The following is a 25,586-nucleotide window of genomic DNA, read 5'->3' as shown; positions in this document are numbered from 1 at the left end:
TATTGACACGTTTCAATTTAAACGTTATAATAAAGTTACTAAAAAGAGAACCTTGATTTTATAGGAGGAAAATTATGAGAAAAGTGTTGGCAGCTGCATTATCGGTAGCAATGGGAATGTCACTGGTAGCTTGTGGTGGTGGATCATCTAAGCCTGCAGAGGAGACTACAAAGTCTGCAGAATCCGCTGCAGATAATGTAAAGAGTGGTGATGCAAATCTAAGTGCAGACATTGAGTATTGGTCAAGTTGGAGTGAAACTGAAGCTCAGGCAGATGCATTAAGGGAAGCAGCAGATGAATTTATGAAAGCTAATCCGGGTGTCAAAATTAATTTTACATTTAACGGTCGTGATAATAGAAACCTGGTTGGCTCAGCAGTATCGGCAGGAACAAAAGTTACAATGATGGATGCTAATGCTGATAATATTAAGTCCATGTGGTCTGAAATGACAATGGATCTTACACCTTATTTTGAAGAGTCATATGAATCAACAGGCGGACAGAAGTATGTTGATAGAATTATGCCTAGTATGTCGGGATTGTCCGCAAAGCTTTTTGATGGAAAGTATTCATATTTTCCTTACGCACCGCAGGCATTTATGATTTTCTGCAATAAAAACATATTTGATGATTGCGGAATAACAAAGTATCCGGAAACCTGGACAGAATTTATGGATGCTTGTGAAAAAATCAAAGCAAAAGGATATACTCCGGTTACAACAGACAGCAATTATGCTACAAGCTGGGTTGGATATTATATGAGCCGCTTAATGGGTAATGATGAGGTCGCAAAATTAAGTAATGACCCGTCAGCTTGGAGTAATCCGAAGGTATTAGAGGCGGCTAAGGCTATTGAGGATATGGCGAAGAAGGGATACTTTGATCCGGTTATAGAAACCAATACATATCCGAATGCACAGCAAAGTATGGTTATAAATGAAAAAATAGCAATGTACATCAATGGAACATGGCTTCCTAACGAGGTAAAAGATTCAACACCGGATGATTTCAAATGGGGATCTTTCGCATTCCCAACTGTAGAAGGCGGAGTTGATGATCAGACATCAGGATGCTACAGCAGCTATGGTATTGCAATCAATAAGGATGCAACAGAGGAAGAAGCTAAGGCGGCAGCAGCTTTTGGAGTTTATGTAACTACAGCGTTTGACCAGAAATTTTCAGATATGGCAAATGCTATTCCGATTGGTGTTGACGGTGTATGGCCGGATAGTTTAAAAGATGCACAACAAGTTATATCAAAATATACAAACAGATATCCGTCACAGACAGCGATTATCTTAAATAGTAACAGTAAGCAGATTATTGCGGATGCTTGTTTAAAGCTGATGGGTGGAAGCATTACAGCAGAAGAATTTGTTGATATGGCATCCAAGTTCTAGTATATATCAGTGATAAAATCATTGCTAAAATGTAAAGGCATTTTGCCTTTACATTTTTTCATAAGGAGGATTTTATGAAGCAGACGAAAAGGTCGATTATTATATTTATGTTACCGGCCGTAGTACTTATGGTAGTTATATTTTTATATCCGACATTAAGAACTATTACTATGAGCTTGTTTAAGGTAAAGAGTGTTACTACTCCGTTAGTGGACTGGAAATTTGTCGGTTTTGGAAATTTTTTAAAGTTATTTAAAACACCTTTATTTGTCAGATCCATGGTAAATATTCTTAAAATATGGATTTACAACGGTATTGCTACAATGGTTTTATCTATGTTGTTTGCACTGGCTTTTACAAAGGATATCCGATTTAAAAAGTTTTTTAGAACCATAGTTTACCTTCCAAATGTAATTGCAGCGATTGCAGTAGGTTATATGTGGTTACTGTATGTATACAATAGCAGATTTGGATTACTTACAACTATGTTTGCAAAACTTGAATTAAAAGCTTTAGCAGATTATCAATGGTTAAATTCAGATCATATGTTTTTCTCGATGTGTATTGCAAATGTGTTCGGTAATGTAGGGTACTTTATGATGATGTTCATAGCCGGAATTGAAAAGATACCGAAAGATTACTTTGAAGCTGCATCATTAGAGGGAATCACAGGATTTCAACGCTTTAGACATATTATTTTCCCATTGACAAAAGGTGTTTTAAGAACTGCGATAGTGTTATGGACAACAAGGACTATGGGATTCTTTGCCTTATCACAAGTTTTCTCAGGTGTAAATACATATACACCTATGTTATTTACATATCAGACTTTGTTTGGAACTGAAGTAGCATCAGAGTCGGTAAATGCAGGAATGGCTGCCGCTGCGGCAGTGCTTATGACAGTTATTGTAGTAATTGTGTCAATGATTTTAAATCATACAATTAAAGATGATAACTATGAGATATAGGAGGTGAAGTGATGAAGAAAAATAAAAGAAAGTCCGATTTCAGATGGAGAAAAGAAGTTACTTTATTACCTAGTTATATTATTGGAATCATTTGGGCCTTTTTTACAATATTTATGATTGGCTGGATTATTGCAGCTTCACTGTCATCAACTAAAGAGGTTTTTACAGGAAATGTATTATCTACCGGGTTACATTTTGAAAATTATACTAAAGCTTTCTTTAGAAATAAAGCATTGATGAATCTTTTAAATTCAGTGATTTATACAGTGCCTTCATGTATTCTTACAATTATAGTGAGCGCACCTGCAGCATATTGCCTTACCAGGTTTAAATTTAAATTTAACGGTTTGATTAAAAAGAGTATTATTACAGCTCTTGGAATTCCGGGTATTATGATTGTTATGCCGCTGTTTTCAATTGTCAGTACATTAAAATTGAGTGGAACACATTTGACTTTGATCTTTATATATACGGCAACTTCAGTACCATACACAACTTTCTTTCTAATGGCATTTTTTCAAGGAATATCTGATGTTTATGAAGAGGCTGCGGCAATAGACGGATGTGGTCCGATACAATGCTTTTGGAGAATTATGTTTCCATTGGCACAACCTGCGATTATGACAGTAACAATTTTTAACTTTATAAGCAGATGGAATGAATATTTTATGGCGTTGATTTTTGCCAATAAATCTGAACTTCGCCCTGTAGGTGTAGGTCTTTATCAGACTGTACAATCAATGATGCAATCGGGTGATTGGGCCGGAATGTTTGCATCTGTAGTAATTGTATTTATGCCAACTGTAATTATATACCTTTTCCTTTCCGATAAAATTGTGGCAGGAGTAACATCAGGTGGTGTCAAGGGTTAATTTAATAATAATTGAGGTGGCAAAATGCATTATAGTAATGTAAAATTTGGAATTTTTACTGATTTACATCTGGATATTATGCATGATGGAAGAATACGACTGGATACATTCATAGAACAAATGAAGAAAGAAGATGTTGACTTTATCATTCAACTGGGAGATTTTTGTTACCCTGAGGATACAAGTAAATGCCTATGTTCAGAAAAGAATATGCCTATAAATCTTAAAAATGCAATGAGAGTACCGGCTGATGTACCGAAAATTGAACTGTTGGAGAAATTTAATAAATTTTCCAAACCACATTATCATGTACTTGGAAATCATGAGTTCGATTTTTGCTCAAAGGAACAGGCGATGAAGCTCTATGGAATGGATAAGAGATATTACTCTTTCATATGTAAAGGTTGGAAATTCTTAGTGGTTGACGGTAATAATTTTAAAACAAAGACCGGAGAACTTAAAGATTATTATTATGGGGATTATTTTGATTCTGAAGATTTACCATATATTGATTCTGAACAAATGAATTGGATTGAAAAAGAACTGTTGGAATCTGATATGCCTATAATAATATTTTCACATCAACCTCTAAATGAAGGCCCTAGGGGTATAAAAAATGCTGATGAACTTTCAAATTTATTCATAAAGGCCAATAGAAGCGGTAAAAAAGTTAGACTTTGTATAAACGGACATACACATGTAGATAGATTGGAATGTGATAAAGGAGTGTATTACTATACTCTAAACAGTATGTCAAATCATTGGATCGGAACAAAGTTTGCAAAACATAGATTTTCAGATGAAATAGAAGAGGCTTTCCCAAATCTTCAGTATACATTTCCATATAAGAGCCCGTTGTATGCAGTAGTAGAATTAAATAGCAAAGGGGCTTATATTAAAGGGAAATCGGGAGAGTTTATAAAGCCAAGTCCGTTGGATATGGGGTGTGATGAGGATTTGAGCGCATCTATAAAAGATAGAGAAATCTTATGGTGATTTATATAAAAATTTTATTATAGGAAAATAAGGAGATAAAATGGAATTAAAATTCACCGGAATAGGAGCGGCATATTACCCGGTACTGGGAAGTAATTGTGCATTTTTTGAGCATGATAACTGTCTATACTTAATAGACTGTGGAGAGAGTACTTTTAAAGCTATGTTTTCACGTAATGAAATATATGATTATGATAATATAGTTGTACTGCTTACACACCTTCATGCTGATCATATAGGTAGTCTGGGATCTTTTCTTTCTTTTTGTAAAAATGTACTTGATAAAAAAGTATTATTGGCAGCTGAGGAAGATACTATTGTAAATATATTGGATCAAAGTGGAGTTCACACTGATAAATATAATTTCACAACAGACTTCAAAGAATGCGAAGCGGACGGATTATCTATTTATGTGAAGAGAGAAAGCCATGCTACAGATATGTTATGTTGCGGATTTGTTTTTGAATGTAATGGAGAAAAAATATACTACAGTGGTGATACAAGCAATGTTCCGTCAGATATTCTAAACGCCTTTCTATCAGGAGAAATAAAGACTATGTATCAAGAATGTACATTCCTGGATACAGACAGTACATCACATTATTCTCTTAAGAAATTATGTGAGATTATTCCGTATGAAGAAAGACAACGTGTTTATTGCATGCATTTAGGAGATGATATTGAAGATGATATTGTTAAAGCAGGATTTCGTGTTCCGAAAATAGTATAAATTGGAATGCCGGAGGTAAGTTGAAATGAAAAATACACTTCATTTATACAATAATGATAATGTACAGGTTGTGGCTCATCGTGGAGCGGCAGGTTCCAATATTCCCTGTAATACAATACCTGCATTTGATATAGCTCTAAAAGGCGGTGCTTCAATTTTAGAGATGGATCTTTTTAAAAGTACTGATGGTAAAATATTTATTTTTCATACAGGTAAAGAACCGTATCAACTTAATAAAAACATTGATCTTACAAAACTGGACAGTGAAGAGATAAAAAAACTTCGACTTATCAATGTTGATTTTTATCCTACACAATGGGGAATAAATTCTTTTGATGACGTATTAGAGCATTTTAAAGGTCGTTGTATTTTAAATCTTGATCGTATTGGGGACTGTATACCCGATGTCATAAAAGCAGTTGAAAGACATAACATGAAAGATCAGGTTTTACTTAAGCATGCCCCGATTCCAAGTGTTTTAAAGATAATTGAAGATGTGGCACCTGATTATATGTTTATGCCGATATATATGGAAGAAGATAATGCTTCAGAAATAATTGAAAAAATGAATATAAATTATATCGGCGCTGAACTTGTGTTTAAAACAGAAGAGTCCCCTGTGATACAACCTGAATATATAGAGAGTATGAAGAAGAGGGGCAAGACTTTATGGGGGAATGCAGTATTATACAATTATAAAATACCTCTTTCAGCCGGGCATACGGATGATGTCTCAATGATTGATGATCCGGATAAAGGATGGGGGTGGTTAGTTGACCATGGCTTTGATATAATTCAAACTGATTGGACATATCAATGCTGTAAGTATTTAAAGGATAGAGGAATAAACCATTAATACTTACAAATCAGATTGGAGTATAGAAAATGGCAACTATAAAAGATATAGCCAAGGTGGCAAAAGTATCGCAGGCAACCGTTTCAAACGTTTTAAACGGGAAAGATAATGTAAGCAGTGATAAAATACGTAGAGTAATGAAAGCAGTTGAGGATATGGGCTATGTTATAAATGAAAAGGCTCAAAACCTCAGAAAGGGTACTGCAAAGATTTTAGCAGTTGTAGTTCCAAATTTATATGATAAAACATACATAGATTTTTTTTCCAGTTTTAAAGATTATGCGGAAAGAAAAGAATATACAGTAGATTTATACATTACAAATGACGATGATGATTATGAGAGGAAGCAGATTCAGAAAATAAAATCCAGAATGACGGAGGGAGTAGCTGTTTTTACATCCATATCAGATGGAAGTGAGGCTTACTATGAAGCAGGATTTTCAAATGAAGATGTTGTTTTCATATCTAATAAACAGCCATATAATTGTAAGTTTATCGGATATGATAATATAGAGGCCGGAAAAGAGATTGCAAAAAAAATATTGCAAGGCAATTATGAAAAAGTCGCTCTTTTAACAGGACCTCTTACATATTCAGGGAAAATGGACTTTCGTAATTCATTTTTAGAGAGTATTGTAAAATCAGATAAGATCTCAGAAGTATATGAGAGAGTTACTACTGAGCAGTGCAAATATCAGAATGTAGTGAGAGTTTTTACTCATATGCAACCTGATGCAGTCGTTACTGACAGTATATCATTGGCTCAAACGGTAAAAAGTGTATATCAAAACTTCTATAGAAATAAGCCGGTAGATATCGTTTCACTTTCTCCTGTATATACTATTCCTGAAAGAGATATTATTAGATATGAAATAGACTATAGAAAAATGGGTATAGATGCCGCTTCATATCTAATAAACCGTAACTGGGAAAATAGAAATGAACTGATTATAGAATCAAAAGGGTTTTCAGATTGGCCAAAAATAAATTCAAAAAATGAAGAAAATGTATTGAATATTTTATCTATTGCAAGCCCTACTACACGAGCACTTAAGACAGTGGTAAATTTGTATGAATTTAATACCGGAATAAAGATACGAATAACAGAATCAGACTATGAAAGTATGTATAAACTGGTAAAAAACCGGGGGGCGGAACTTCCATATGATATAGTCCGTATGGATAAGGATTGGTTTCCGGTTTTAGCTAAATCGGTATTTGAGCCACTTACAAATATAGAATCCAATATCGGTAACAGCTTAGACGGTTTTTTGCCTAATGCACTAAAAAATTATTCTTATCTTGATGGTGATATTTATGCATTACCGGGAACACCAAGTATTCAATTACTGTTTTATAGAAAAGATTTGTTCGAGGATACAAGATTAAAAAGATTATACTATGAGATGTACAAGAAATCATTAGAGGTTCCAAAGACCTTTGAAGAGTATAATCGTATTGCATATTTTTTTACAAGTGAATTTAACAATGAATCTCCGATTAAGTATGGTTGCAGCTTTACATCAGGAGAGCCCGGAACTGTCGGTGTTGAATTTTTGATGAGATATTTTAGTCATTCAAAAAGATTATTTGATGAAAATGGAAATATTCTTTTAAATACTGAGGCAGCAAGAGATGCATTAAGAGAAACGAAAGACTCTTGGAATTATTCCTCAAAAATAGAGCACAATTGGTGGACAGATTCAGCTCAGGAGTTTGCGGAAGGTGATACGGCAATGGGTATTTATATGATAAATCATGTTAGTGGATTTGTCGGACCGGACTCAAAGATCAGAGGGAAAATAGGGTGGTCTATTGTACCCGGAGATAATCCTATGCTTGGTGGTAGTGTTCTTGGTGTTTCTAAATATTCAAAAAATAAGGATATTGCTTTAGACTTTTTGAAATGGATTAGTCGAGATGATATAGGTACAGCTACTGTATTACTTGGCGGTATGTCTGCAAAAAAATCGGCATATGATGATGCTGAAGTAAATGATGCTTATCCATGGCTTGATTATGCAAAAAAATGTTTTAAAAATGCTCAGACCGACTACTATCCTATAGTAGATGGAGATAATATTGGATTAAAAGAGTTGCAGAATTTACTAGGTGTGGCAGTAAAAAAAGGTATAATGGAGCATTTAGATATTGATGAAATACTTGAAACTGCTATGACCGATTATGAAAATTTGAAAAAGAAAAAACTTTAATAGGTAGAGGGAGGCTTTAAATGTCGGATTTTCCTTATAAATCAAGCAAATATAGATATACAGCAATAAGATTTATTAAGAATAAGAAAGGAATATTCGGAATACCTAAAATCAATATAAGTGCAGATTTTGAATGTGAGATTACAAAAGAAAACGGTTTATATTATGAAACAGATGGAGAAATTGTAATATATATAAAGCATTTTATCTTAAAGGATGCTTGCTTGATTTCTATAGACGTAGAAGATAGTGAAGAATATGAAATAAAGTATATATTATGTGAAGGCAAATATATAGCATTTGATCACAGTAATAATAAATATATATTTCAAATTGAAATTAGTGGACTTCTTGGTCCGACAAGAACATTATATGCACATAGTATTTTAAGAGAAGACGGCATTACTCTTAGAGTTGAAGAGAACGATATTGGAAGGTGTGCGGGAAAATATGATAAGGATACATATCCTCAAACACAAATAGAGGCTTCGGTTCACTATACATTTGCAGCAAGAGAAGTCTTAAGGCATATGGGTATAGGGAAATATTTGCATGATAATAATCTCGGATATATATTGCTTCTTGGATTTGAAACATGTAATGAGTTACATCAGGATTATCCACCACACTGGCATTTGATATTCAGATGGCCATATTTTTGTGGCTCACAGGCGCCTCATATATACATTGATAAAGAAGGCAAGATGGAGTCGAATGTAACTTATATTGACGGCATAAGTGGAGTATGCAGAAAGTATCAGACTTTAGAATGGTGCAAGATGGTTGATATGTACGGTGCGGATGTAATTGCTTTTAGACTGGTAGAAGATGGAGGTATGGAGCTTACTTCTCCAGGTGGAAATACCTATAAAATTGCCCCTTATATTAGGGAAGACGGTGTAAAAGTATATTGTGATGAAAGGTATATTGGTAATATTACTGTAAAAAATGACATTGATAACGGACAGATTAAGTTATTATGGAATAACAGCGATTGTATTCAAAGTTCTTATAAAGAGATTATAGAATATGATCAATATACGGGAACTATTACAAAGATTGAACTTGACGATAGTAAGTAAATATGAGGAGATGATAAATGGAAAGGTATGTAGTGAATGACAGTATATTTTTATTTCAGCTTATATGTGCCGGACTTTGTGGTACAGCTTTAGGAGTGGAACGACAGAGTAGAATGAAGTCTGCCGGAGTAAGAACACATTTCATAGTATCTGTAGCATCTGCACTTATGATGATTGTATCAAAATACGGTTTTTTAGATGTTATCTCGATTGAAGGGGCAAGTGTGGATATATCCAGAGTTGCAGCAGGAATTATATCAGGTATAGGTATACTTGGAGGAGGATTGATTTTCATCAGCAAACAAGGGCTTGTTCGAGGTATGACAACTGCTGCCGGAATATGGATGACAGTAGGCATTGGTATGGCTATAGGTGCAAGAATGTATATACTTGGTTTTGAAGGTACAATCCTTATACTTCTTATGCAGTGTTTATTCCATAGAAAACTCGAAATACTAAAAGATCCTTTACGAGCAAAGGTAATGTTTTTGGTTGGAGACAGAAAAGAAGATGTAGAAACAGTAGTTCAAAAGCTTGAGGATATTGGTATGGAAGTAAGTATGATAAAGGTTGAAAGAAAGGGAGATAAAAACTTTCAAATGAAATGTGAAACTGTGCTTCCAAGAAATATGGAAAGAGACGATTTTACAGAAAAAATTGTGGGAATAGAAAATTTATTATCTTATGAGGTTTAAACCTCATATTTAGATAATTACAATGTAAACAGATATAGAATGGTGGGAGAAATGATTTCTTTTAATGATGTATATCTTAATAATTCAATTAGGAAAACAGCAATACGTATAATAAAAAAATGTCCCGGTATATATGGGATGATTAAAGTGGGTATAAAGGCAAATTTTGAAGTTGGAATTTCAAATGAACCTAATTTATGCTATGAAGTACCAAATGAATTTGTTTTTTATATTGAACATGAAAAAAAACATGATAATGGTGATGTATATGTTTCGTTTGAACTTAAAAATGAATTAGACATAGAAGCAATATTGGTAGAAAAAGATTATATACAGTTTGAGAAGAATGGAAATCATATATCATTTAAATTTGATATTAGTGGGTTTACTGGAAGTACAACAACGCTTAGTATACATACTCGGATTGAAGAGCCTGGTTTAAAAATTAGATTAGAACACAATCATATCGGAAGAAAAGCGGGAATGTACAGAAATATCAATTATCCCGGAACGCAGATTATTGCCGCACACCATTATATAATGGGTATGAGAGAAATTATAAGGATGCTAAATTTACCATCATATCTAGCAAATAATAATTTAGGATATATGTACATTTTGGGGTTTGAAACAAATAATGAAATTCATACTGATTATCCTCCACATTGGCATCTTATATATCGTTGGGAAACATTTGTCGGTTCTCAAGCTCCTCACTTATATTTAGGAGAAAATGGAGAAACATTATATAATAAATGTTATATCGACGGTATAGAAGGTGTTTGTAGAACTTTTGAAAATGGAGAATGGTGTAAGTTTGTTGACTATTTAGGAACGGATGTATGTGCTTTGTGTGTTAAAGATGATGGCGTTTTTGTAACTAAACCATATGGTGATGTCTACCATATGAGTAATTTTGAAGAAAATAAGGTTGTGATTAAAAAGAATGATGTAAAAATTGGGGAAATAGAAGTAACAGATGATGTTAAAAAAGGAATATATGAAATAAAATGGACAAAGTTATCCGGTATAGAAACACCTGGGAGTTATGTTCAAAAAATAATATATGATCCGTTAACAGGTGTATTTTTTGAAAGTCATGTACACAATTTTGGTTAGTAATTTTTATTCACTATGAACGTTAATAAATAAATGAAACAGAGTCTTTAATAGTTAAAGATTCATATAAAAATATTTCTTTAAGGAGGAAAAAATGAAGAAGGTTGTAAAGTTATTTTCGGCAGTTGCATTATCTATGTGCTGTTTGTGCGCATGTGGTGGAAATAGTGCGACAACAAATGGAGGTGATGGTTCTGTAAAATCAGGAAGTGGGAATGAGAGCTCTGAAAACGCTACTCCGGAAGTCAAGCAAGCAGATGCAGATAGCAAATTAAACGCAGACATAGTATATTGGTCATCATATACAGAGAGTTCTAATTATGGTCAAAGTATTAAAGCGGCAGCAGATGCATTTATGAAGGAGAATCCCGGAGTAAAGATTTCAATTTCTTTCCAGGGAACTGATATTTCATCTACACTTACTCCGGCACTTCAGGCAGGTAATAATATAACAATGTTTGAGGCAAATAGCGATAATGTTGTTCGCCTATGGAAAGACTATCTAATGGATTTGGGTGAGTTTTACGAAAAAACTTATCCTCAAACAGGTGGAAAGTCTTATGCTGACAGTATTCTCCCTGCGTATGAAAATCTGGCAAAGACACAAGGAGATGGGAAATATGTATACTTTCCTTATACTCCACAGTTCTTAAATGTATGGTATAACAAAGATATTTTTGAGGAATGTGGCATAACCGAAAAACCAAAAACTTGGGATGAAATGATGGAAGTATGCGCTACGCTTAAAAAGAATGGTTATACTCCATTTACTTCTGATCAAAATCATATTGATTATAATTTGAGTCTTTATTTGGAACGTCTTTTAGGTGCTGAGGGAACTAATGAGTTAGCGAATGGTGATGGTTCAGCATGGGATAATCCGGAGGTTTTAAAAGCTGTAAAGAAATTCGAGGATGCTGCAAGTAAGGGGTATTGGGCAGAGAATATTATGACAGTTGTTTCTCCGGAAGCACAGCAAGAGATGGTTCTTGATAAGAAAATTGCTATGTATGTATGTGGTTCTTGGATGCCTAATAATGTACGTGAATCAGCAGGGGATGATTTTAGATGGGGTAGCTTTACATATCCACTTGTTGAGAATGGTGCTGATGATGGCTCTTCTCTATGTTATGGATGTTATGGTATAGCAATAAATAAAAATGCTACAGCTGAAGAAGCTGAGGCTTGTGCAGCTTTTGCTACATATTTAACACTTGGTGAATGGGGAGATTATATGGTTAAGAATTGTAATGCAATCCCTATTACTAATGATCCTAATGTTAAATGGCCGGAGATGATTGCTGACGCTGAGCATATTTATGATGGAATTACTAATAGGTGGCCTGCACATGGACATATGAGAACTAATGGTGATTTTTTACCTGTTTTTCAGTCTGCATGTACTAAGCTTTATGGTGGTAAAATGACAGCAGAAGAATTTATTGCTGAATGTAAAGCGTATTTTAAGTAAAGCACACATAGACTGTTAATTATTTAAAATAAAAGTTGGTATCTAATTTTAGGTACCAACTTTTATAGAATATGAATTAATTGTATATAGGAAGTGAGAGGTGATTAGATTGAGACAAAAAAAAACCACAATATTTATATTTATTGCTCCTGCTATAATTCCTTTTCTTGCTTTTTTTTGTTATCCGGTTCTAAGAACTTTTTTGATGAGCTTTTTTGATGTTGAGCAAATTAGTAGTAAGATTGTGACTTGGAAGTTCGTAGGTCTAGATAATTATTTTACATTAAAGGCAACAAGTTTTCCTAATTCATTGATGATGTTATTTAAAGTTTGGCTCTGCTGTGGTATTGTTGTTTTTATACTTTCATTATTATTTGCAACTATGTTAACATCAGGAGTATATGGAAAAGGCTTTTTTCGCTCAATGTTATATTTGACAAATGTTATTCCACAAATTGCACTTGGATATATGTGGACATTATATGTATTTAGTTCACGCTTTGGAATGCTAAAAAAGCTGTTTAATTCTGTTGGACTAGAAAAGGCTGCAAGTTTTGCTTGGACATCTCCCGATAATATGTTTATTTCTATGTGTATTGCGTATGTATTTAGTTGTACAGGATATTTTATGCTTCAATATATGGCCGCAATTGAAGCTATTCCTAAAAGTCTCTATGAGGCAGCTGAAATAGATGGTGCTACAAAGTTTTCACAATTTTTGAACATTACTTTTCCTCTAATTCGCAATACGTTAGTTACTTCATTAACTTTGTGGACTAGTCGTGTATGTGCTTTCTTTGCCCTGTCAAGAGTTTTTATATCTTCAAAGACGGTTTCACCATTGATGTATATATATAATGTTTTATTTGGTACAGATTCAAGTAATACGGCAGTTGGAGTAGGAGCAGCAGCATCAGTTATAGTTGCACTCATTGTTGTAGCAGTATTTATGATTTCCAATCTTATTCCAAAGAATAAGGATATTGAACTTTAGGAGGGGATTATGAATAATAATATAAAGACGAATAATATACGACTACGTCAACAAGTAAGGTTAATTCCGGGATATATCCTGCTTATACTTTGGTGTTTATTTATAGTTGTAATGTTAGGTTGGATAGTTATAGCAAGTTTATCAACAACTAAAGAAATATTTTCAGATAATCTACTCAGAAGCGGACCACATTGGGATAATTATACACATGTAATAAAAAATGGACATTTAGTTACTGCATTTTTGAATTCACTTTTATATAGCGCATCATCAGTATTCTTTAGTATATTGATTTGTGCTCCGGCCGCATATGGGCTGGCAAGATTTAAATTTAAATTTAGTGAAGCGATAAAGCGCTTGCTGGTAATAGGTTTAGGTGTGCCGGGAGTTATGATTATAATGCCGCTATTTTCGCTTGTAAGTGCACTAAATGTAAGTAATTCAAAAATTACACTCATAGTAATTTATGTTGTTACATCTATTCCGTTCTCTACATTTTATCTTCTTCCGGCCTTTACTGATATATCAGATAGTTATGAAGAGGCGGCTGCAATTGATGGATGCGGCCCACTACGAACTTTTTGGACCATTGTGTTTCCACTTGCCGGTAATAGTATTACAACGTTGGTAATTTTCCAGTTTATTGGAAAATGGAATGAATATTTTATGGCACTTATATTTGCCGGAAGTACAGAAAATATGTCGTTAAGTGTTGCACTTTATCAACTTATCGTTGCTATGACAAGAGAAGGAGGATGGAGTGGAATGTTTGCTGCTGTTACATTTGTTTCAGCACCTACGATAATTATTTACATTTTATTGTCTAAAAGATTAATTGGAGGAGCAACAGCCGGAGGATTAAAAGGCTAATAAAAATTTAATTGAAATGAGGTTAATATGAAAGATATAATGGATTTGCATACACATACAGTTGCTAGTGGGCATGCCTATAATACGATATATGAAATGGCAAGAAGTGCTTCAGAAAGGGGATTATCTTTACTTGGTATAACTGATCATGGACCGGCTATGAAATCAGGTGTTCCGGCAAATTATTTTAATAATTTTAAGATGCTTCCAAGAGAGTTGTATGGAATCAAATTAATGTTTGGATGTGAACTGAATATTTTAGATTATGATGGTAAAATCGATTTACCACAATCTATGTTGGAAAAACAAGATTTTACTGTAGCGAGTATTCATAAACCTCTTTACAATATTGGAACAGTATCACAAAATACAAAGGCATATATAAGTGCTATGCAAAATCCATATATTCAGATTATTGGACATCCTGATGATGCAGACATTCCTGTGGATTATGAAGAACTTGTTTGTGCTGCAAAAGAAAATCATGTTTTGTTAGAAGTAAATAGCGAATCTCTTAATCCTAGATGTGTGAGAAATAGTGGAGCAACTAAGAATTACATGAAAATGTTAGATTATTGTAAGACATATAAGGTTTCTATTGTATTAGATAGTGATGCTCATTGCGAAATAGATGTAGGAAATCATGAAAAATCAATTGCTTTACTTGAGAGCATAAGTTTTCCGGAAGAGTTGGTTGTGAATCGTTCTATTGAGGCTTTATCAGAATATATTATGTTACCAACACAAAAAATCGGCAATAAAAAATAAAAAAATCGGCAATAAAAAATAAGATGTTGAAATCTAAAATTTAATATGTTAGACTGAAAGAGGCAAATGAAGTTAAGATATGTAGTCGGATAGTGCTACAATAAGAAAGCCACGAGCTCGTATCTCGTGGCTTTTTCCGTTATAGTAGTATATGTCATTTGCTATTTACAAATGAATGGAGTAAAATGAATTTTCATATAATAAAAAGCATTGCCAAAGGTTCTATAGCCGAGGAGCTTGAAATAGAGCCGGGAGATAAGCTTATATCTATCGACGGCAATGAAATAAAAGATGTATTAGATTATAGATATTATATAAATGCCGAAGAGTTCACCATGGTGATTGAAAAGGCAAATGGTGAAGAGTGGGAGCTGGATATTGAAAATGACTATGAAGATATAGGACTTGAGTTTGAAGAGGGACTTATGAGCGATTATAAATCCTGTACAAACAACTGTATATTCTGCTTTATAGATCAGATGCCACAGGGAATGAGAGAGACACTTTATTTTAAAGATGATGATTCAAGACTTTCCTTTTTACAGGGTAATTATGTAACACTCACAAATATGAAGGATGCGGATATAGACAGAATAATAAGATTTAATCTTGCCCCTATAAATATATCCGTACATACTACAAATCCTGAACTTAGAAAAAAAATGCTTCACAATCGCTTTGCCGGAGAATCACTCAGATATATAGATAAGTTATATGAGAAAAATGTTCCTATGAACGGACAGGTGGTTATGTGTCCGGGTTATAATGACGGTGAAGAGTTAAAGCGCACATTAAACGATTTATTAAAATATGCTCCTACAATGGAGAGTGTATCCGTAGTGCCGGTAGGTATTACAAAATTTAGAGACGATTTGCCAAGACTTTCACTTGTGGATAAGGCTAAGGCAATAGAGACTATAGAAATCATAGAGGATATTCAAAGAAAGGCTATGGAAAAATGTAATATGCATTTTGCACAGGCAAGTGATGAGTTTTATCTGATTGCAGAAAGAGAGATGCCGGGTGAAGATACCTATGACGGATATATACAGCTTGAAAACGGAGTAGGTATGCTTAGACTTCTGAGTGAGGAAGTACAAGATGCGATAGAAACCTTGCAAATAGATAAAGAAGATATACAAAAGGAAGAAGTTATAAGTATTGCAACAGCCATTTTGCCTGCACATTCCATGAAGGAGCTTGCAAAAAAGGTTGAAAAAAGGTTCCCTGCAAAGAAGATAAATTTCTATACCATAAGAAATGATTTCTTTGGAGAAAGAATCACTGTGGCAGGACTTTTAACCGGAGTTGATATAATAAATCAGTTAAAGGGTAAGGAACTTGGTGACAGATTATTATTGTCGGTAAATATGTTTAGAAGCGGAGAAGAGGTATTGCTGGATGATTTGACCAGAACCGATATTGAAAGAGAATTAAATGTCAAAACCGTTATTGTCGGTCAGTCAGGATATGATCTGGTAAATGCTATTATTTCTGATAAGTATATAGAAGAAAATGCCTATAAGGCATATGAAAAAGGAGTTAATAATGAGTAAACCCGTAGTTGCCATTATAGGCAGGCCGAATGTAGGAAAATCTACATTGTTTAACGCCATAGCAGGGGAGCCTATTTCCATAGTAAAGGATACCCCGGGAGTGACAAGAGACAGAATATATGCTGATTGTACATGGCTAAATATGAATTTTACACTTATAGATACAGGCGGTATAGAGCCGGACAGCAGTGATATTATACTTTCACAGATGAGAGAACAGGCTGAGATAGCCATAGAGACGGCAGATGTAATTGTATTTATTACAGATGTGCGTCAAGGACTGGTGGATTCCGATTCTAAGGTTTGTGATATGCTTAGAAAATCAAGAAAGCCTGTTGTACTTGCTGTAAACAAAGTTGATTCAATGGCTAAATTTGGAAATGATGTATATGAGTTTTACAATCTTGGAATAGGAGATCCGATACCGGTATCAGCCGCATCAAGACTTGGAATAGGTGATTTGCTTGAGGCTGTGGCGGCACATTTTAAACATAAGGACACTGAGGATGAGGAGGATGATGACAGACCGAGAATTGCCATAGTCGGAAAGCCGAATGTAGGTAAATCATCCATTATAAACAGACTTACAGGTCAAAACAGAGTAATCGTATCGGATATTGCGGGCACTACCAGAGATGCCATAGATACTGTGGTTGTAAATAATAAACAGGAGTATGTTTTTATTGATACAGCAGGTCTTAGAAGAAAATCAAAGGTAAAAGAGGATATTGAAAGATATTCAATAATCAGAACTGTAACGGCTGTAGACAGAGCTGATGTGGTAATACTTGTTATTGATGCAAATGAGGGTGTCACAGAACAGGATGCAAAGATTGCAGGAATTGCACATGACAAGGGTAAGGGTATTATTGTTGCTGTAAATAAATGGGATCTTGTTGAAAAGGATAATAAGACTATTTATGAGTATACAAATAATATAAAGAGAATACTTTCATTTATGCCATATGCGGAGTTTGCCTTTATATCTGCACTAAGCGGTCAGAGACTTCAAAAGCTTTTTGAGATGATAGATATTGTCAGAGAGAATCAGACACTTAGAATACAGACAGGTGTATTAAATGAGATTATTTCAGAAGCTACAGTAATGCAGCAGCCGCCGTCAGATAAGGGTAAGCGATTAAAAATATTCTATACCACACAGGTAGCGGTAAAGCCGCCTACATTTGTTATTTTTGTAAATATAAAGCAACTTATGCATTTCTCCTATCAAAGATATTTGGAGAACAAGATTAGAGAGGCCTTCGGATTTAAGGGTACATCTATAAGATTTATTATCAGAGAAAGGGGAGAGGACGCCAAATAATGCTTAGAATTCTTCTGTTAATAATAGGTTATTTTATCGGAAATATTGAGACGGGATATATATTCGGAAAGCTCAATAAGATGGATATAAGAAATTACGGTTCAGGAAATGCAGGTGCTACAAATACTTTAAGAGTACTTGGTCCAAAAGCGGGACTTATAGTTTTTTTAGGGGATTTTTGCAAATCACTGATACCATGTCTGTTGGTAAGATATATTTTTAGAGATAATGTCAGCCTTAGTTATGTATATATGCTTTATATAGGACTTGGTGTGGTACTTGGTCACAACTTCCCGTTCTATCTTGGATTTAAGGGCGGAAAGGGAGTTGCTTCCACAGCAGGTATAATAATGGCTCTTGATTATAGAATTGCTTTTGTTTGTCTGGCCATATTTATCTTGATAGTTGCTATAACAAGATATGTATCACTTGCATCAATAGTTGTAATGATTATTTTTATAGGTATGTCACATATGTTGGTAAAAACAAATTACGGATTTACAGATGGAAGTTCTCCTATGGAGTTTAGACTTTTGATAGTTATTATCGGATTTTTATCAATATTTATGCATAGGGCAAATATTAAAAGATTACTTAGCGGGACTGAGAATAAAATAGGGAAAAAGGTGTGAAAATGAATATTTCAGTTATTGGTTCAGGTACTTGGGGTATGGCACTTGCGAGACTCCTATTTGATAACGGGCATAGTATAAAGGTATGGTCTGCAATTGAAAGCGAGATAAAGGAACTTAGAGAAACCCGTACACATAAAAATCTTCCGGGTGTTGTATTTGATGAAGCGATTCGATTTGAGACTGATTTGGAAGTTGCTATGGAAGGCTCCAAGATTTGTGTGCTTTCAGTACCTTCAATTTTCACAAGAAGTACTGCGAAAAGAATGGCACCGTTTTATGAAGAAGGACAAATCATTGTAAATGTTGCAAAGGGTATTGAAGAAAATACTCTTGAAATACTTACAGAGCAGATTTTGGATGAAATAAAGAATGCAAATGTAGCAGTACTTTCAGGGCCAAGCCATGCTGAAGAGGTGGTAAGACTTCTGCCTACTACATGTGTAGCCGGAGCAAATGATTTAAAGACTGCTGAGCTGATTCAGTCTGTATTTATGAGTCCGGTATTCAGAGTATATACTTCTACAGATATGCTTGGTATTGAGCTTGGCGGTTCTCTAAAAAATGTCATAGCATTGGCGGCAGGTATCTCAGACGGACTTGGCTATGGTGACAATGCCAAGGCTGCTCTTATTACCAGAGGAATTGTTGAAATAAGCAGACTCGGTACAGCTATGGGAGCCAGAATAGAGACATTCTACGGATTGTCAGGTATCGGTGATCTGATAGTTACCTGTGCAAGTAAGCACAGCAGAAACAGAAAGGCCGGTATGCTTATGGGACAGGGAAAGACCATGGATGAGGCTATGAAAGAAGTGGCAATGGTGGTGGAAGGTGTATATTCCGCAAAAGCTGCCAAGGCTTTGGCAGATAAATATAATATCTGTATGCCTATTGTTGATGAGGTAAATGCCGTACTTTTTGAAAATAAGGATCCTAAGCAGGCGGTGGATGCACTGATGCTTAGAGACAGGATATCGGAGAGTATCAAGGGGATGTAAGATGAATAAAAATATAGATTACATGGCAACCAACTCGCTTGAGGATATAAAATCCTACCTTGGTACGGATTTAGAAGGACTCAGTGAAGAAGCTGTTCAAAAAAACAGGGAGAAGTATGGAGCAAATAAGGTAAAAAAGGAAAAGAAAAAGTCACTTGCCAAAAAGCTGGAGGAAGCTTTTATAAATCCTTTTACAATCGTACTTGTTTGTTTAGCTGTTGTATCTACAGTAACGGATATTGTATTTCCGATACTGCATATGTTCGGAAATACAAAAAAGGATTTTAATCCTATTACCGTAATTATTATTTTAACAATGGTATTTGTGTCGGGTGTACTCAGGTTTATTCAAGAGGGCAGAAGCGGTGATGCCGCAGAGAAGCTGCTTGCCATGATTAAAACCACATGTACCGTGACAAGAAAGAATAAAAATCATATAGAAATTCCTTTGGATGAAGCTGTAGTAGGTGATATAGTTTACCTTTCGGCAGGAGATATGATTCCTGCCGATGTAAGGATAATAGAAGCAAAGGACCTTTTTGTCAGTCAATCAAGCTTAAGCGGTGAGAGTGAACCGATAGAAAAACTTGCCACGGTCTGTGAAAAGAAGGACAATATCACGGAATATACAAATATAGCTTTTATGGGAAGCAGTGTTATATCGGGAAGTGCAGCTGCAGTTGTTATAGCGGTAGGAGACAATACGCTTTTCGGCTCAATGACTTTGGCAATATCCGGTGAGTCTGTGGAAACAAACTTTACAAAGGGAGTTAATGCGGTTTCATGGGTACTTATCAGGTTTATGCTTGTAATGGTACCATTAGTCTTTGTTATCAACGGAGTAACAAAGGGCAACTGGATATCGGCATTTTTATTTGCAATATCGGTTGCAGTAGGATTGACACCTGAAATGCTTCCTATGATTGTGACAAGTTGCCTTGCAAAAGGTGCAGTCTCAATGAGTAAAAAGAAGACTATTGTAAAGAATCTGAACTCTATACAAAACTTCGGAGCCATGGATATTCTATGTACAGACAAAACAGGTACTTTGACTCAGGACAGAGTAGTTCTTGAGTATCATTTGAACATAAAGGGAGATGAGGATTCAAGAGTACTCAGATACGGATATCTTAACAGCTATTTTCAGACAGGTTATAAGAATCTTATGGACCTTGCCATAATTCAAAGGACTGAGGAAGAAGAGGCAAACGACTCACAACTTCTTGATTTGTCGGAAAATTATAAAAAGATTGATGAGATACCTTTTGACTTCAATAGAAGAAGATTAACTACAGTAGTACAAAATAATGCAGGTACTATAAAAATGGTTACAAAGGGAGCATTTGAAGAAATGCTTTCAATATGTTCTTTTGCGGAATACAACGGAAACGTTCAGCCTATAACAAATGACTTTAGACAAAGAATTCTGGAAACTGCCGATACACTTAATGAAAAAGGATTTAGAGTACTTGCAATTGCCAGAAAAGATATAGAAAAGCAAAGTTGTAATGTTGAAGATGAATCTGAAATGATTCTTATGGGCTATCTGGCATTCCTTGATCCGCCGAAGGAATCGGCCGCAAACGCAATAAAAGCACTGAAAGAGCATGGTGTAAGAACAAAGATTCTGACAGGTGATAATGAAAAAGTCACAAAGACTATATGTAAACAGGTCGGTCTTGAAGTAAGGAATATGCTGCTTGGCAGTGATATTGAAAAGATGGACGATGAAGAGCTTAAACAAACGGCGGAGATAACAGATGTATTTGCCAAGCTTACTCCAAGCCAGAAATCAAGAGTAGTATCGGTGCTTAGAGAAAACGGACATACAGTAGGATTTATGGGTGACGGCATAAATGACGCGGCTGCTATGAAAGTGGCTGATATAGGTATATCTGTTGATACGGCTGTGGATGTTGCCAAGGAGTCTGCAGATATCATACTTCTTGAAAAGGATCTTATGGTTTTGGAGTCCGGAATCATAGAAGGGCGAAAGACATTTGCAAATATGATAAAGTACATTAAGATGACGGCTTCATCAAACTTCGGAAATATGTTCTCGGTGCTTGGAGCTTCCGCACTTTTGCCTTTCCTACCTATGGAGAGTATGCATCTTATTTTGTTGAATCTGATTTATGACTCATGTTGCAGCGCTATACCGTGGGATAATGTTGATGAAGAGTTTATTAAATTGCCGAAAAAATGGGACGCTTCAAGTATAGGCAAATTTATGGTATGGATAGGGCCTACAAGCTCAATCTTTGACTTTGCAACATTTGCATTTATGTATTTTGTTTTCTGTCCGCATTTTGTAAGCCATGGAGTAACGTATAATAATCTTGCAAGCCATTTTACCGGTGATGAGCTTAATATGATAAGAGCTTCTTATGTGGCAATGTTTCAGGCAGGATGGTTTGTAGAGTCGATGTGGAGCCAGTCATTGGTTATACATATGATTCGTACTGTGAAGCTGCCGTTTATACAAAGTCGTGCCTCCGCACAGCTTACATTACTGAACTTCTTCGGAATAATTTTTATTACAATTATTCCGTTTACACTGCTTGGTAAAGTACTGGGATTTTCATCATTGCCTTTATCATTCTTTTTATTTCTTTTGCCATGTGTACTTGCATATATGATACTTGTAACAGCAGTAAAAAAGGCTTATATTCACTATCACAAAGAGTGGTTGTAACAGTGAACAAAGCCCTTAAAAATTATTTTTGGTGTAGATCCGCCTTCGGTGTGGCTACCATTGACCAGTTGGAATGGTAAATCACAAAGCCGGGAGCGGCACCTGCAACTTTTTTTATGTTTTTCTTTTGAATATAGTCTACTTCCACTTTATCCGCATCTTTTGCCTTTGAATAAAAAGCGGCAAGTGCGGCGGCTTCTTCATAAGCTCTGTCAGGAAGTTCCTCTTCATTGTTTGACTTTAAAATTACATGTGAACCGGGTATTCCTTTGGCATGAAACCACCAGTCATTTCCGGTAGCTACTTTAAAGGTAAGCTCTTCATTCTGATAATTATTTTTACCAACATATATATCATAACCGTCAGTTGAAATATAGTGATATGGATGAGATGTACTCTTTTTTTGTTTACCGGAAGAATGCTTTTTTATATAACCGAAGTCTACAAGTTCCTGACGAATCTGTGAAAGACTCTCATCATCACTTGAAACTTCAAGTGCGGTCTGTATGGAGAGAAGATGCTCAATATCATTTTTTGTATTTAAAATCTCTTCGCTGAGCGCCTTTGTAGTCCTGCTAAGCTTTGCATACTTATCATAGTATTTCTTTGCATTTTCCTTTGCCGATTTGTTCTTATCAAGCGGAATAGTGATTTCTTTATTATCATCATAGAAATTCTCTGTTGTAAAGGAGCTCTCTCCTCCTTTAAGGCTGTATCCGTAAGTATTTAAAAGGTCTCCATATACTCTGTAGATATCCTTTTTATCTGCATCTTGAAGCTGTTTTTCCTGTAAATCATACTTTTTACTTGCTCTTTCAAGTGCGGTATTTACGATACGTCGCAAATCGGAGCTCTTTTGCCTGTTAAGTACAAAGGCTTCTCTGGAAGAGTAGAAATTGTAAAGCATTTCACTTACAGAGTCAAAAAAAACTTTTTTATATTCTTCATTTTCATAAGAAAAAAGATTTATAGAAGAAAATTCAAATGCCTCTTCGCCACGATATATAATATTGGGAGAGAAATTATGCAAGGAAATATCTTCCAATAAATTTTTAATTGTATGAAACAGATGTGTATATTCAAGTTCATTAAGTGATGTGGAGGGGGCTTGAGAAGAAAGTGATGCACGAATAAGCATTTCTTCTGCAATAAGCGGGCTTATACCGGCAAAATTCATATATATAGACTTTGAAAGAGCATACTCCTTTAACTTTAATATATCTACGAACTCCTCCAAAGTGACTGTAAGTAAATCTTTTTTCTTTAATTCATCCGGAAGAAAGTACTGTCTCCCGGGCAAAACCTCTCTAAGTGAACTCATATTTGCGGAAATTCTTTTTATTGAATCAATTATTTTATTATTTTCATCTGTAAATATTATATTTGAATGTTTGCCCATTATTTCCACATACATTCTTTTATGGCTGATATCGCCAAGTTCGTTTAAATGCTCAAGTTCAAAACATAATATTCTCTCAAGATCCATTTGAGATATATCGATTATTTTTGCCGTTCCTATGTATTTTCTAAGAAGCATTAAAAATGCCGGAGCAACTTTGGGAGCAGGTTTATTTACATCCGTAAGGTATACAAGTGGAAGTGAAGCGCTTGCAGATACCAAAAGTCTATAAGTTTTTGCATTATTTTTAACTGTAAAAATAAGCTCGTTTTCTTCCGGCATGGAAATTTTTGAAATTCTGCCGCCTACAAGCTTTGTATTCAATTCATATGATAAATTTGATATTACTATGCCGTCAAAAGCCATTTTATTACCTCTATCCTAAACTTAAATCTTAATAGTAATTTTAAAAATACATTATACCACAGTATATCTATATATACTGCATTATTTAGAGAAATAAATGAAACTGAAATTTATAGATATTATGTTTTAATAATAATTATGCAACAAAAATATTGAATGTAATTTTCATCACTTTGTTAAAAACTTGAACAAAGTTATTTTAGGATATTACAAAATTTATATTGATGTAGAAAAATTGCATGTATTCATAAGAAAACACAAAATTCCTTTATTATTTATATTCACTATGATAGAATAATAAGCATGATGGATGAAAAATACACAAAAACACACATATCAATGTATATTCTCATTTATTATTATCTGAAAATATAAGAAAAATGCTAAATAAGTATGTACTAAGGGTTTGAAAACTCTTTTTTTTACATCTTTGAGTTAGGTGATGCTTACTAATTAAAGCAATTATCATCAATGTATAAATTTACAGAAAATAATTTGGAAGCGAATATTAAATTGATTGTCTTTAGAAAGGAGGAATTAAAAGTATAGTTTACTAAGATTATTTTTCATTCCATATAATATTAGATGTTACTACACTTATACTAGAGGGGGTACTTATTTTGTGAAAAGAACATTCAATAGAATAGCTACATTGATGTTTGCTTCTACATTAGCATTCATGAATACATTTCCAAGCCAAGGGGCTGTTACAAAGGGGAAGTGGGAATTATCAGGTGATACCTGGAAATTTTATAATGAAAAGAATGAAGTTCATAAGGGCTGGGTTGAAACTTCTTCAGGATGGTATTATCTTGATCCTGAAACAGGAGATATGAAGACCGGATGGCAAAATATAAATGGAGTAGATTATTATTTTGACTCTGACAAGGATGGGGTATCGGGACATATGCATACCGGATGGTATAAAAATCCGGAAGGCAAATGGTATTTTTTCAATCCTGATCCTGCAACAGGCGGAGGGATGCTTACCGGATGGCAGTGGGTAGACGGATACTGCTATTATTTTGATCCTACACCGGGAAAAGATGGTGGCGGAATGGTTGTCGGTAAGACCACACCTGACGGATTTAAAATTAATGAAAACGGTCAATGGACTGATGATTCAGGGAAAGTACAGTATGTTGCAGGAAAGGGGTTCTCAACAAGTAATTCCGGAACTAACGGAGGGGGTTCCAATGCTTCTACCGATACATCAAAAGATTCCAAGTCAAGGAGAGAAAAATCATCAGGACAAAGACGAAGCCATGGTGGAAGCGGTTCGGGCGGATCATCAGGAGGAGCGGGGCAGTCAAGCAATCCAAATGAAAAGCCGAAAACACCTGAAAATAAGGAAGAGAGTAAGCCGAGCGAAAAGCCGAAAGTACCTGAAAACAGGGAAGAGAGTAAGCCAGGCGAGAGTGAAAAGCCTAAGGCACCTGAAAATAAGGAAGAGAGTAAGCCAAGCGAGAGTGAAAAGCCTAAGGCACCTGAAAATAAGGAAGAGAGTAAGCCGGGTGAGAGTGAAAAGCCTAAGACACCTGAAAACAAGCCGGGCGAGAGTGAAAATGCTCTTACAGAT

General features: G+C 34.9%; 20 protein-coding genes and 1 pseudogene. 20 read left to right on the top strand and 1 reads right to left on the bottom strand.

Translation table 11 applies throughout. The features are described from left to right. The first annotated feature begins 74 nt into the window (after positions 1–74). The 19 genes from HMPREF1495_RS02095 (at position 75) to mgtA (ending at position 22,242) form a co-directional block, all read left to right on the top strand. The gene (locus HMPREF1495_RS02095; RefSeq protein WP_034211636.1) at positions 75–1,400 is read left to right on the top strand and encodes an ABC transporter substrate-binding protein; all 1,326 of its coding nucleotides are present in this window, start codon (positions 75–77) and stop codon (positions 1,398–1,400) included. A gap of 74 nt (positions 1,401–1,474) precedes the next feature. Next, positions 1,475–2,368, top strand: coding sequence for a carbohydrate ABC transporter permease (locus tag HMPREF1495_RS02090; protein WP_034211634.1), 894 nt, complete (start codon positions 1,475–1,477; stop codon positions 2,366–2,368). 11 nt (positions 2,369–2,379) lie between these two features. Further along, positions 2,380–3,240: a carbohydrate ABC transporter permease gene (locus HMPREF1495_RS02085; protein WP_009663976.1), complete on the top strand. Its 861-nt coding sequence runs from the start codon at positions 2,380–2,382 to the stop codon at positions 3,238–3,240. 24 nt (positions 3,241–3,264) lie between these two features. Next, positions 3,265–4,236, top strand: a complete 972-nt coding sequence (locus HMPREF1495_RS02080) for a metallophosphoesterase family protein (protein WP_034211632.1) — start codon at positions 3,265–3,267, stop codon at positions 4,234–4,236. Between the two features lie 40 nt (positions 4,237–4,276). Beyond that, positions 4,277–4,966: an MBL fold metallo-hydrolase gene (locus HMPREF1495_RS02075; protein WP_009663945.1), complete on the top strand. Its 690-nt coding sequence runs from the start codon at positions 4,277–4,279 to the stop codon at positions 4,964–4,966. 25 nt (positions 4,967–4,991) lie between these two features. Then, positions 4,992–5,822 carry a glycerophosphodiester phosphodiesterase family protein gene (locus HMPREF1495_RS02070; protein ID WP_034211630.1) on the top strand — a complete coding sequence of 277 codons (831 nt, stop codon included), beginning with the start codon at positions 4,992–4,994 and terminating at the stop codon, positions 5,820–5,822. A 29-nt stretch (positions 5,823–5,851) separates the two neighbouring features. Next, entirely contained in the window at positions 5,852–8,035 is a 2,184-nt protein-coding gene (locus HMPREF1495_RS02065) for an extracellular solute-binding protein (protein ID WP_034211628.1), read from the top strand. Positions 8,036–8,055: 20 nt separating this feature from the next. Beyond that, positions 8,056–9,117, top strand: a complete 1,062-nt coding sequence (locus tag HMPREF1495_RS02060) for a hypothetical protein (RefSeq protein WP_034211626.1) — start codon at positions 8,056–8,058, stop codon at positions 9,115–9,117. A 17-nt stretch (positions 9,118–9,134) separates the two neighbouring features. Continuing rightward, the gene (locus HMPREF1495_RS02055; protein WP_034211625.1) at positions 9,135–9,812 is read left to right on the top strand and encodes an MgtC/SapB family protein; all 678 of its coding nucleotides are present in this window, start codon (positions 9,135–9,137) and stop codon (positions 9,810–9,812) included. 39 nt (positions 9,813–9,851) lie between these two features. Next, positions 9,852–10,931, top strand: a complete 1,080-nt coding sequence (locus tag HMPREF1495_RS02050; RefSeq protein ID WP_242832832.1) for a hypothetical protein — start codon at positions 9,852–9,854, stop codon at positions 10,929–10,931. Positions 10,932–11,025: 94 nt separating this feature from the next. After that, a complete protein-coding gene (locus tag HMPREF1495_RS02045) occupies positions 11,026–12,402 on the top strand; it encodes an ABC transporter substrate-binding protein (protein ID WP_034211622.1) in 1,377 nt (458 codons plus the stop codon). A 100-nt stretch (positions 12,403–12,502) separates the two neighbouring features. Further along, entirely contained in the window at positions 12,503–13,396 is an 894-nt protein-coding gene (locus HMPREF1495_RS02040) for a carbohydrate ABC transporter permease (protein ID WP_009663966.1), read from the top strand. A 9-nt stretch (positions 13,397–13,405) separates the two neighbouring features. Further along, positions 13,406–14,266: a carbohydrate ABC transporter permease gene (locus HMPREF1495_RS02035; RefSeq protein WP_009663965.1), complete on the top strand. Its 861-nt coding sequence runs from the start codon at positions 13,406–13,408 to the stop codon at positions 14,264–14,266. Between the two features lie 27 nt (positions 14,267–14,293). Further along, positions 14,294–15,034 (top strand): phosphatase, encoded by a 741-nt coding sequence (locus HMPREF1495_RS02030; protein ID WP_034211620.1) that lies wholly within the window; start codon positions 14,294–14,296, stop codon positions 15,032–15,034. 185 nt (positions 15,035–15,219) lie between these two features. After that, complete coding sequence (locus HMPREF1495_RS02025) at positions 15,220–16,590, top strand: radical SAM protein (RefSeq protein WP_034211619.1); 1,371 nt, start codon at positions 15,220–15,222, stop codon at positions 16,588–16,590. Further along, positions 16,583–17,914 carry a ribosome biogenesis GTPase Der gene (gene der / locus HMPREF1495_RS02020; RefSeq protein ID WP_034211617.1) on the top strand — a complete coding sequence of 444 codons (1,332 nt, stop codon included), beginning with the start codon at positions 16,583–16,585 and terminating at the stop codon, positions 17,912–17,914. The genes HMPREF1495_RS02025 and der overlap by 8 nt, the downstream gene beginning before the upstream one ends. After that, positions 17,914–18,546, top strand: a complete 633-nt coding sequence (gene plsY / locus HMPREF1495_RS02015) for a glycerol-3-phosphate 1-O-acyltransferase PlsY (protein WP_034211616.1) — start codon at positions 17,914–17,916, stop codon at positions 18,544–18,546. Before der ends, plsY begins: the two co-directional genes overlap by 1 nt. A gap of 2 nt (positions 18,547–18,548) precedes the next feature. Continuing rightward, entirely contained in the window at positions 18,549–19,547 is a 999-nt protein-coding gene (locus tag HMPREF1495_RS02010; protein WP_009663973.1) for an NAD(P)H-dependent glycerol-3-phosphate dehydrogenase, read from the top strand. Position 19,548: 1 nt separating this feature from the next. Beyond that, on the top strand, positions 19,549–22,242 hold the full coding sequence (gene mgtA, locus HMPREF1495_RS02005; RefSeq protein ID WP_034211614.1) for a magnesium-translocating P-type ATPase: 2,694 nt from the start codon (positions 19,549–19,551) through the stop codon (positions 22,240–22,242). A gap of 22 nt (positions 22,243–22,264) precedes the next feature. Here the strand turns inward: mgtA and HMPREF1495_RS02000 are convergent, their stop codons facing one another. Continuing rightward, positions 22,265–24,007 (bottom strand): Rqc2 family fibronectin-binding protein, encoded by a 1,743-nt coding sequence (locus HMPREF1495_RS02000; RefSeq protein WP_034211613.1) that lies wholly within the window; start codon positions 24,005–24,007, stop codon positions 22,265–22,267. 622 nt (positions 24,008–24,629) lie between these two features. Here HMPREF1495_RS02000 and HMPREF1495_RS01995 point away from each other — a divergent pair. Then, positions 24,630–25,586 (top strand): annotated as a pseudogene (locus HMPREF1495_RS01995) (FMN-binding protein); the annotation flags it as partial.

It is taken from the genome of Lachnoanaerobaculum sp. MSX33, from assembly GCF_000512995.1.
Taxonomy (GTDB): Bacteria; Bacillota; Clostridia; order Lachnospirales; family Lachnospiraceae; genus Lachnoanaerobaculum.
The sequence above is the reverse complement of the archived record's forward strand: the minus strand, read 5'-3'. Positions and strand labels throughout refer to the sequence as shown.

What these genes read in the sequence shown, in the direction of transcription:
- HMPREF1495_RS02095 (WP_034211636.1), top strand. Translation starts at nt 75, where the DNA reads ATGAGAAAAGTGTTGGCAGCTGCATTATCGGTAGCAATGGGAATGTCA.
- HMPREF1495_RS02090 (WP_034211634.1), top strand. Translation starts at nt 1,475, where the DNA reads ATGAAGCAGACGAAAAGGTCGATTATTATATTTATGTTACCGGCCGTA.
- HMPREF1495_RS02085 (WP_009663976.1), top strand. Translation starts at nt 2,380, where the DNA reads ATGAAGAAAAATAAAAGAAAGTCCGATTTCAGATGGAGAAAAGAAGTT.
- HMPREF1495_RS02080 (WP_034211632.1), top strand. Translation starts at nt 3,265, where the DNA reads ATGCATTATAGTAATGTAAAATTTGGAATTTTTACTGATTTACATCTG.
- HMPREF1495_RS02075 (WP_009663945.1), top strand. Translation starts at nt 4,277, where the DNA reads ATGGAATTAAAATTCACCGGAATAGGAGCGGCATATTACCCGGTACTG.
- HMPREF1495_RS02070 (WP_034211630.1), top strand. Translation starts at nt 4,992, where the DNA reads ATGAAAAATACACTTCATTTATACAATAATGATAATGTACAGGTTGTG.
- HMPREF1495_RS02065 (WP_034211628.1), top strand. Translation starts at nt 5,852, where the DNA reads ATGGCAACTATAAAAGATATAGCCAAGGTGGCAAAAGTATCGCAGGCA.
- HMPREF1495_RS02060 (WP_034211626.1), top strand. Translation starts at nt 8,056, where the DNA reads ATGTCGGATTTTCCTTATAAATCAAGCAAATATAGATATACAGCAATA.
- HMPREF1495_RS02055 (WP_034211625.1), top strand. Translation starts at nt 9,135, where the DNA reads ATGGAAAGGTATGTAGTGAATGACAGTATATTTTTATTTCAGCTTATA.
- HMPREF1495_RS02050 (WP_242832832.1), top strand. Translation starts at nt 9,852, where the DNA reads ATGGTGGGAGAAATGATTTCTTTTAATGATGTATATCTTAATAATTCA.
- HMPREF1495_RS02045 (WP_034211622.1), top strand. Translation starts at nt 11,026, where the DNA reads ATGAAGAAGGTTGTAAAGTTATTTTCGGCAGTTGCATTATCTATGTGC.
- HMPREF1495_RS02035 (WP_009663965.1), top strand. Translation starts at nt 13,406, where the DNA reads ATGAATAATAATATAAAGACGAATAATATACGACTACGTCAACAAGTA.
- HMPREF1495_RS02030 (WP_034211620.1), top strand. Translation starts at nt 14,294, where the DNA reads ATGAAAGATATAATGGATTTGCATACACATACAGTTGCTAGTGGGCAT.
- HMPREF1495_RS02025 (WP_034211619.1), top strand. Translation starts at nt 15,220, where the DNA reads ATGAATTTTCATATAATAAAAAGCATTGCCAAAGGTTCTATAGCCGAG.
- der (WP_034211617.1), top strand. Translation starts at nt 16,583, where the DNA reads ATGAGTAAACCCGTAGTTGCCATTATAGGCAGGCCGAATGTAGGAAAA.
- plsY (WP_034211616.1), top strand. Translation starts at nt 17,914, where the DNA reads ATGCTTAGAATTCTTCTGTTAATAATAGGTTATTTTATCGGAAATATT.
- HMPREF1495_RS02010 (WP_009663973.1), top strand. Translation starts at nt 18,549, where the DNA reads ATGAATATTTCAGTTATTGGTTCAGGTACTTGGGGTATGGCACTTGCG.
- mgtA (WP_034211614.1), top strand. Translation starts at nt 19,549, where the DNA reads ATGAATAAAAATATAGATTACATGGCAACCAACTCGCTTGAGGATATA.
- HMPREF1495_RS02000 (WP_034211613.1), bottom strand. Translation starts at nt 24,007, where the DNA reads ATGGCTTTTGACGGCATAGTAATATCAAATTTATCATATGAATTGAAT.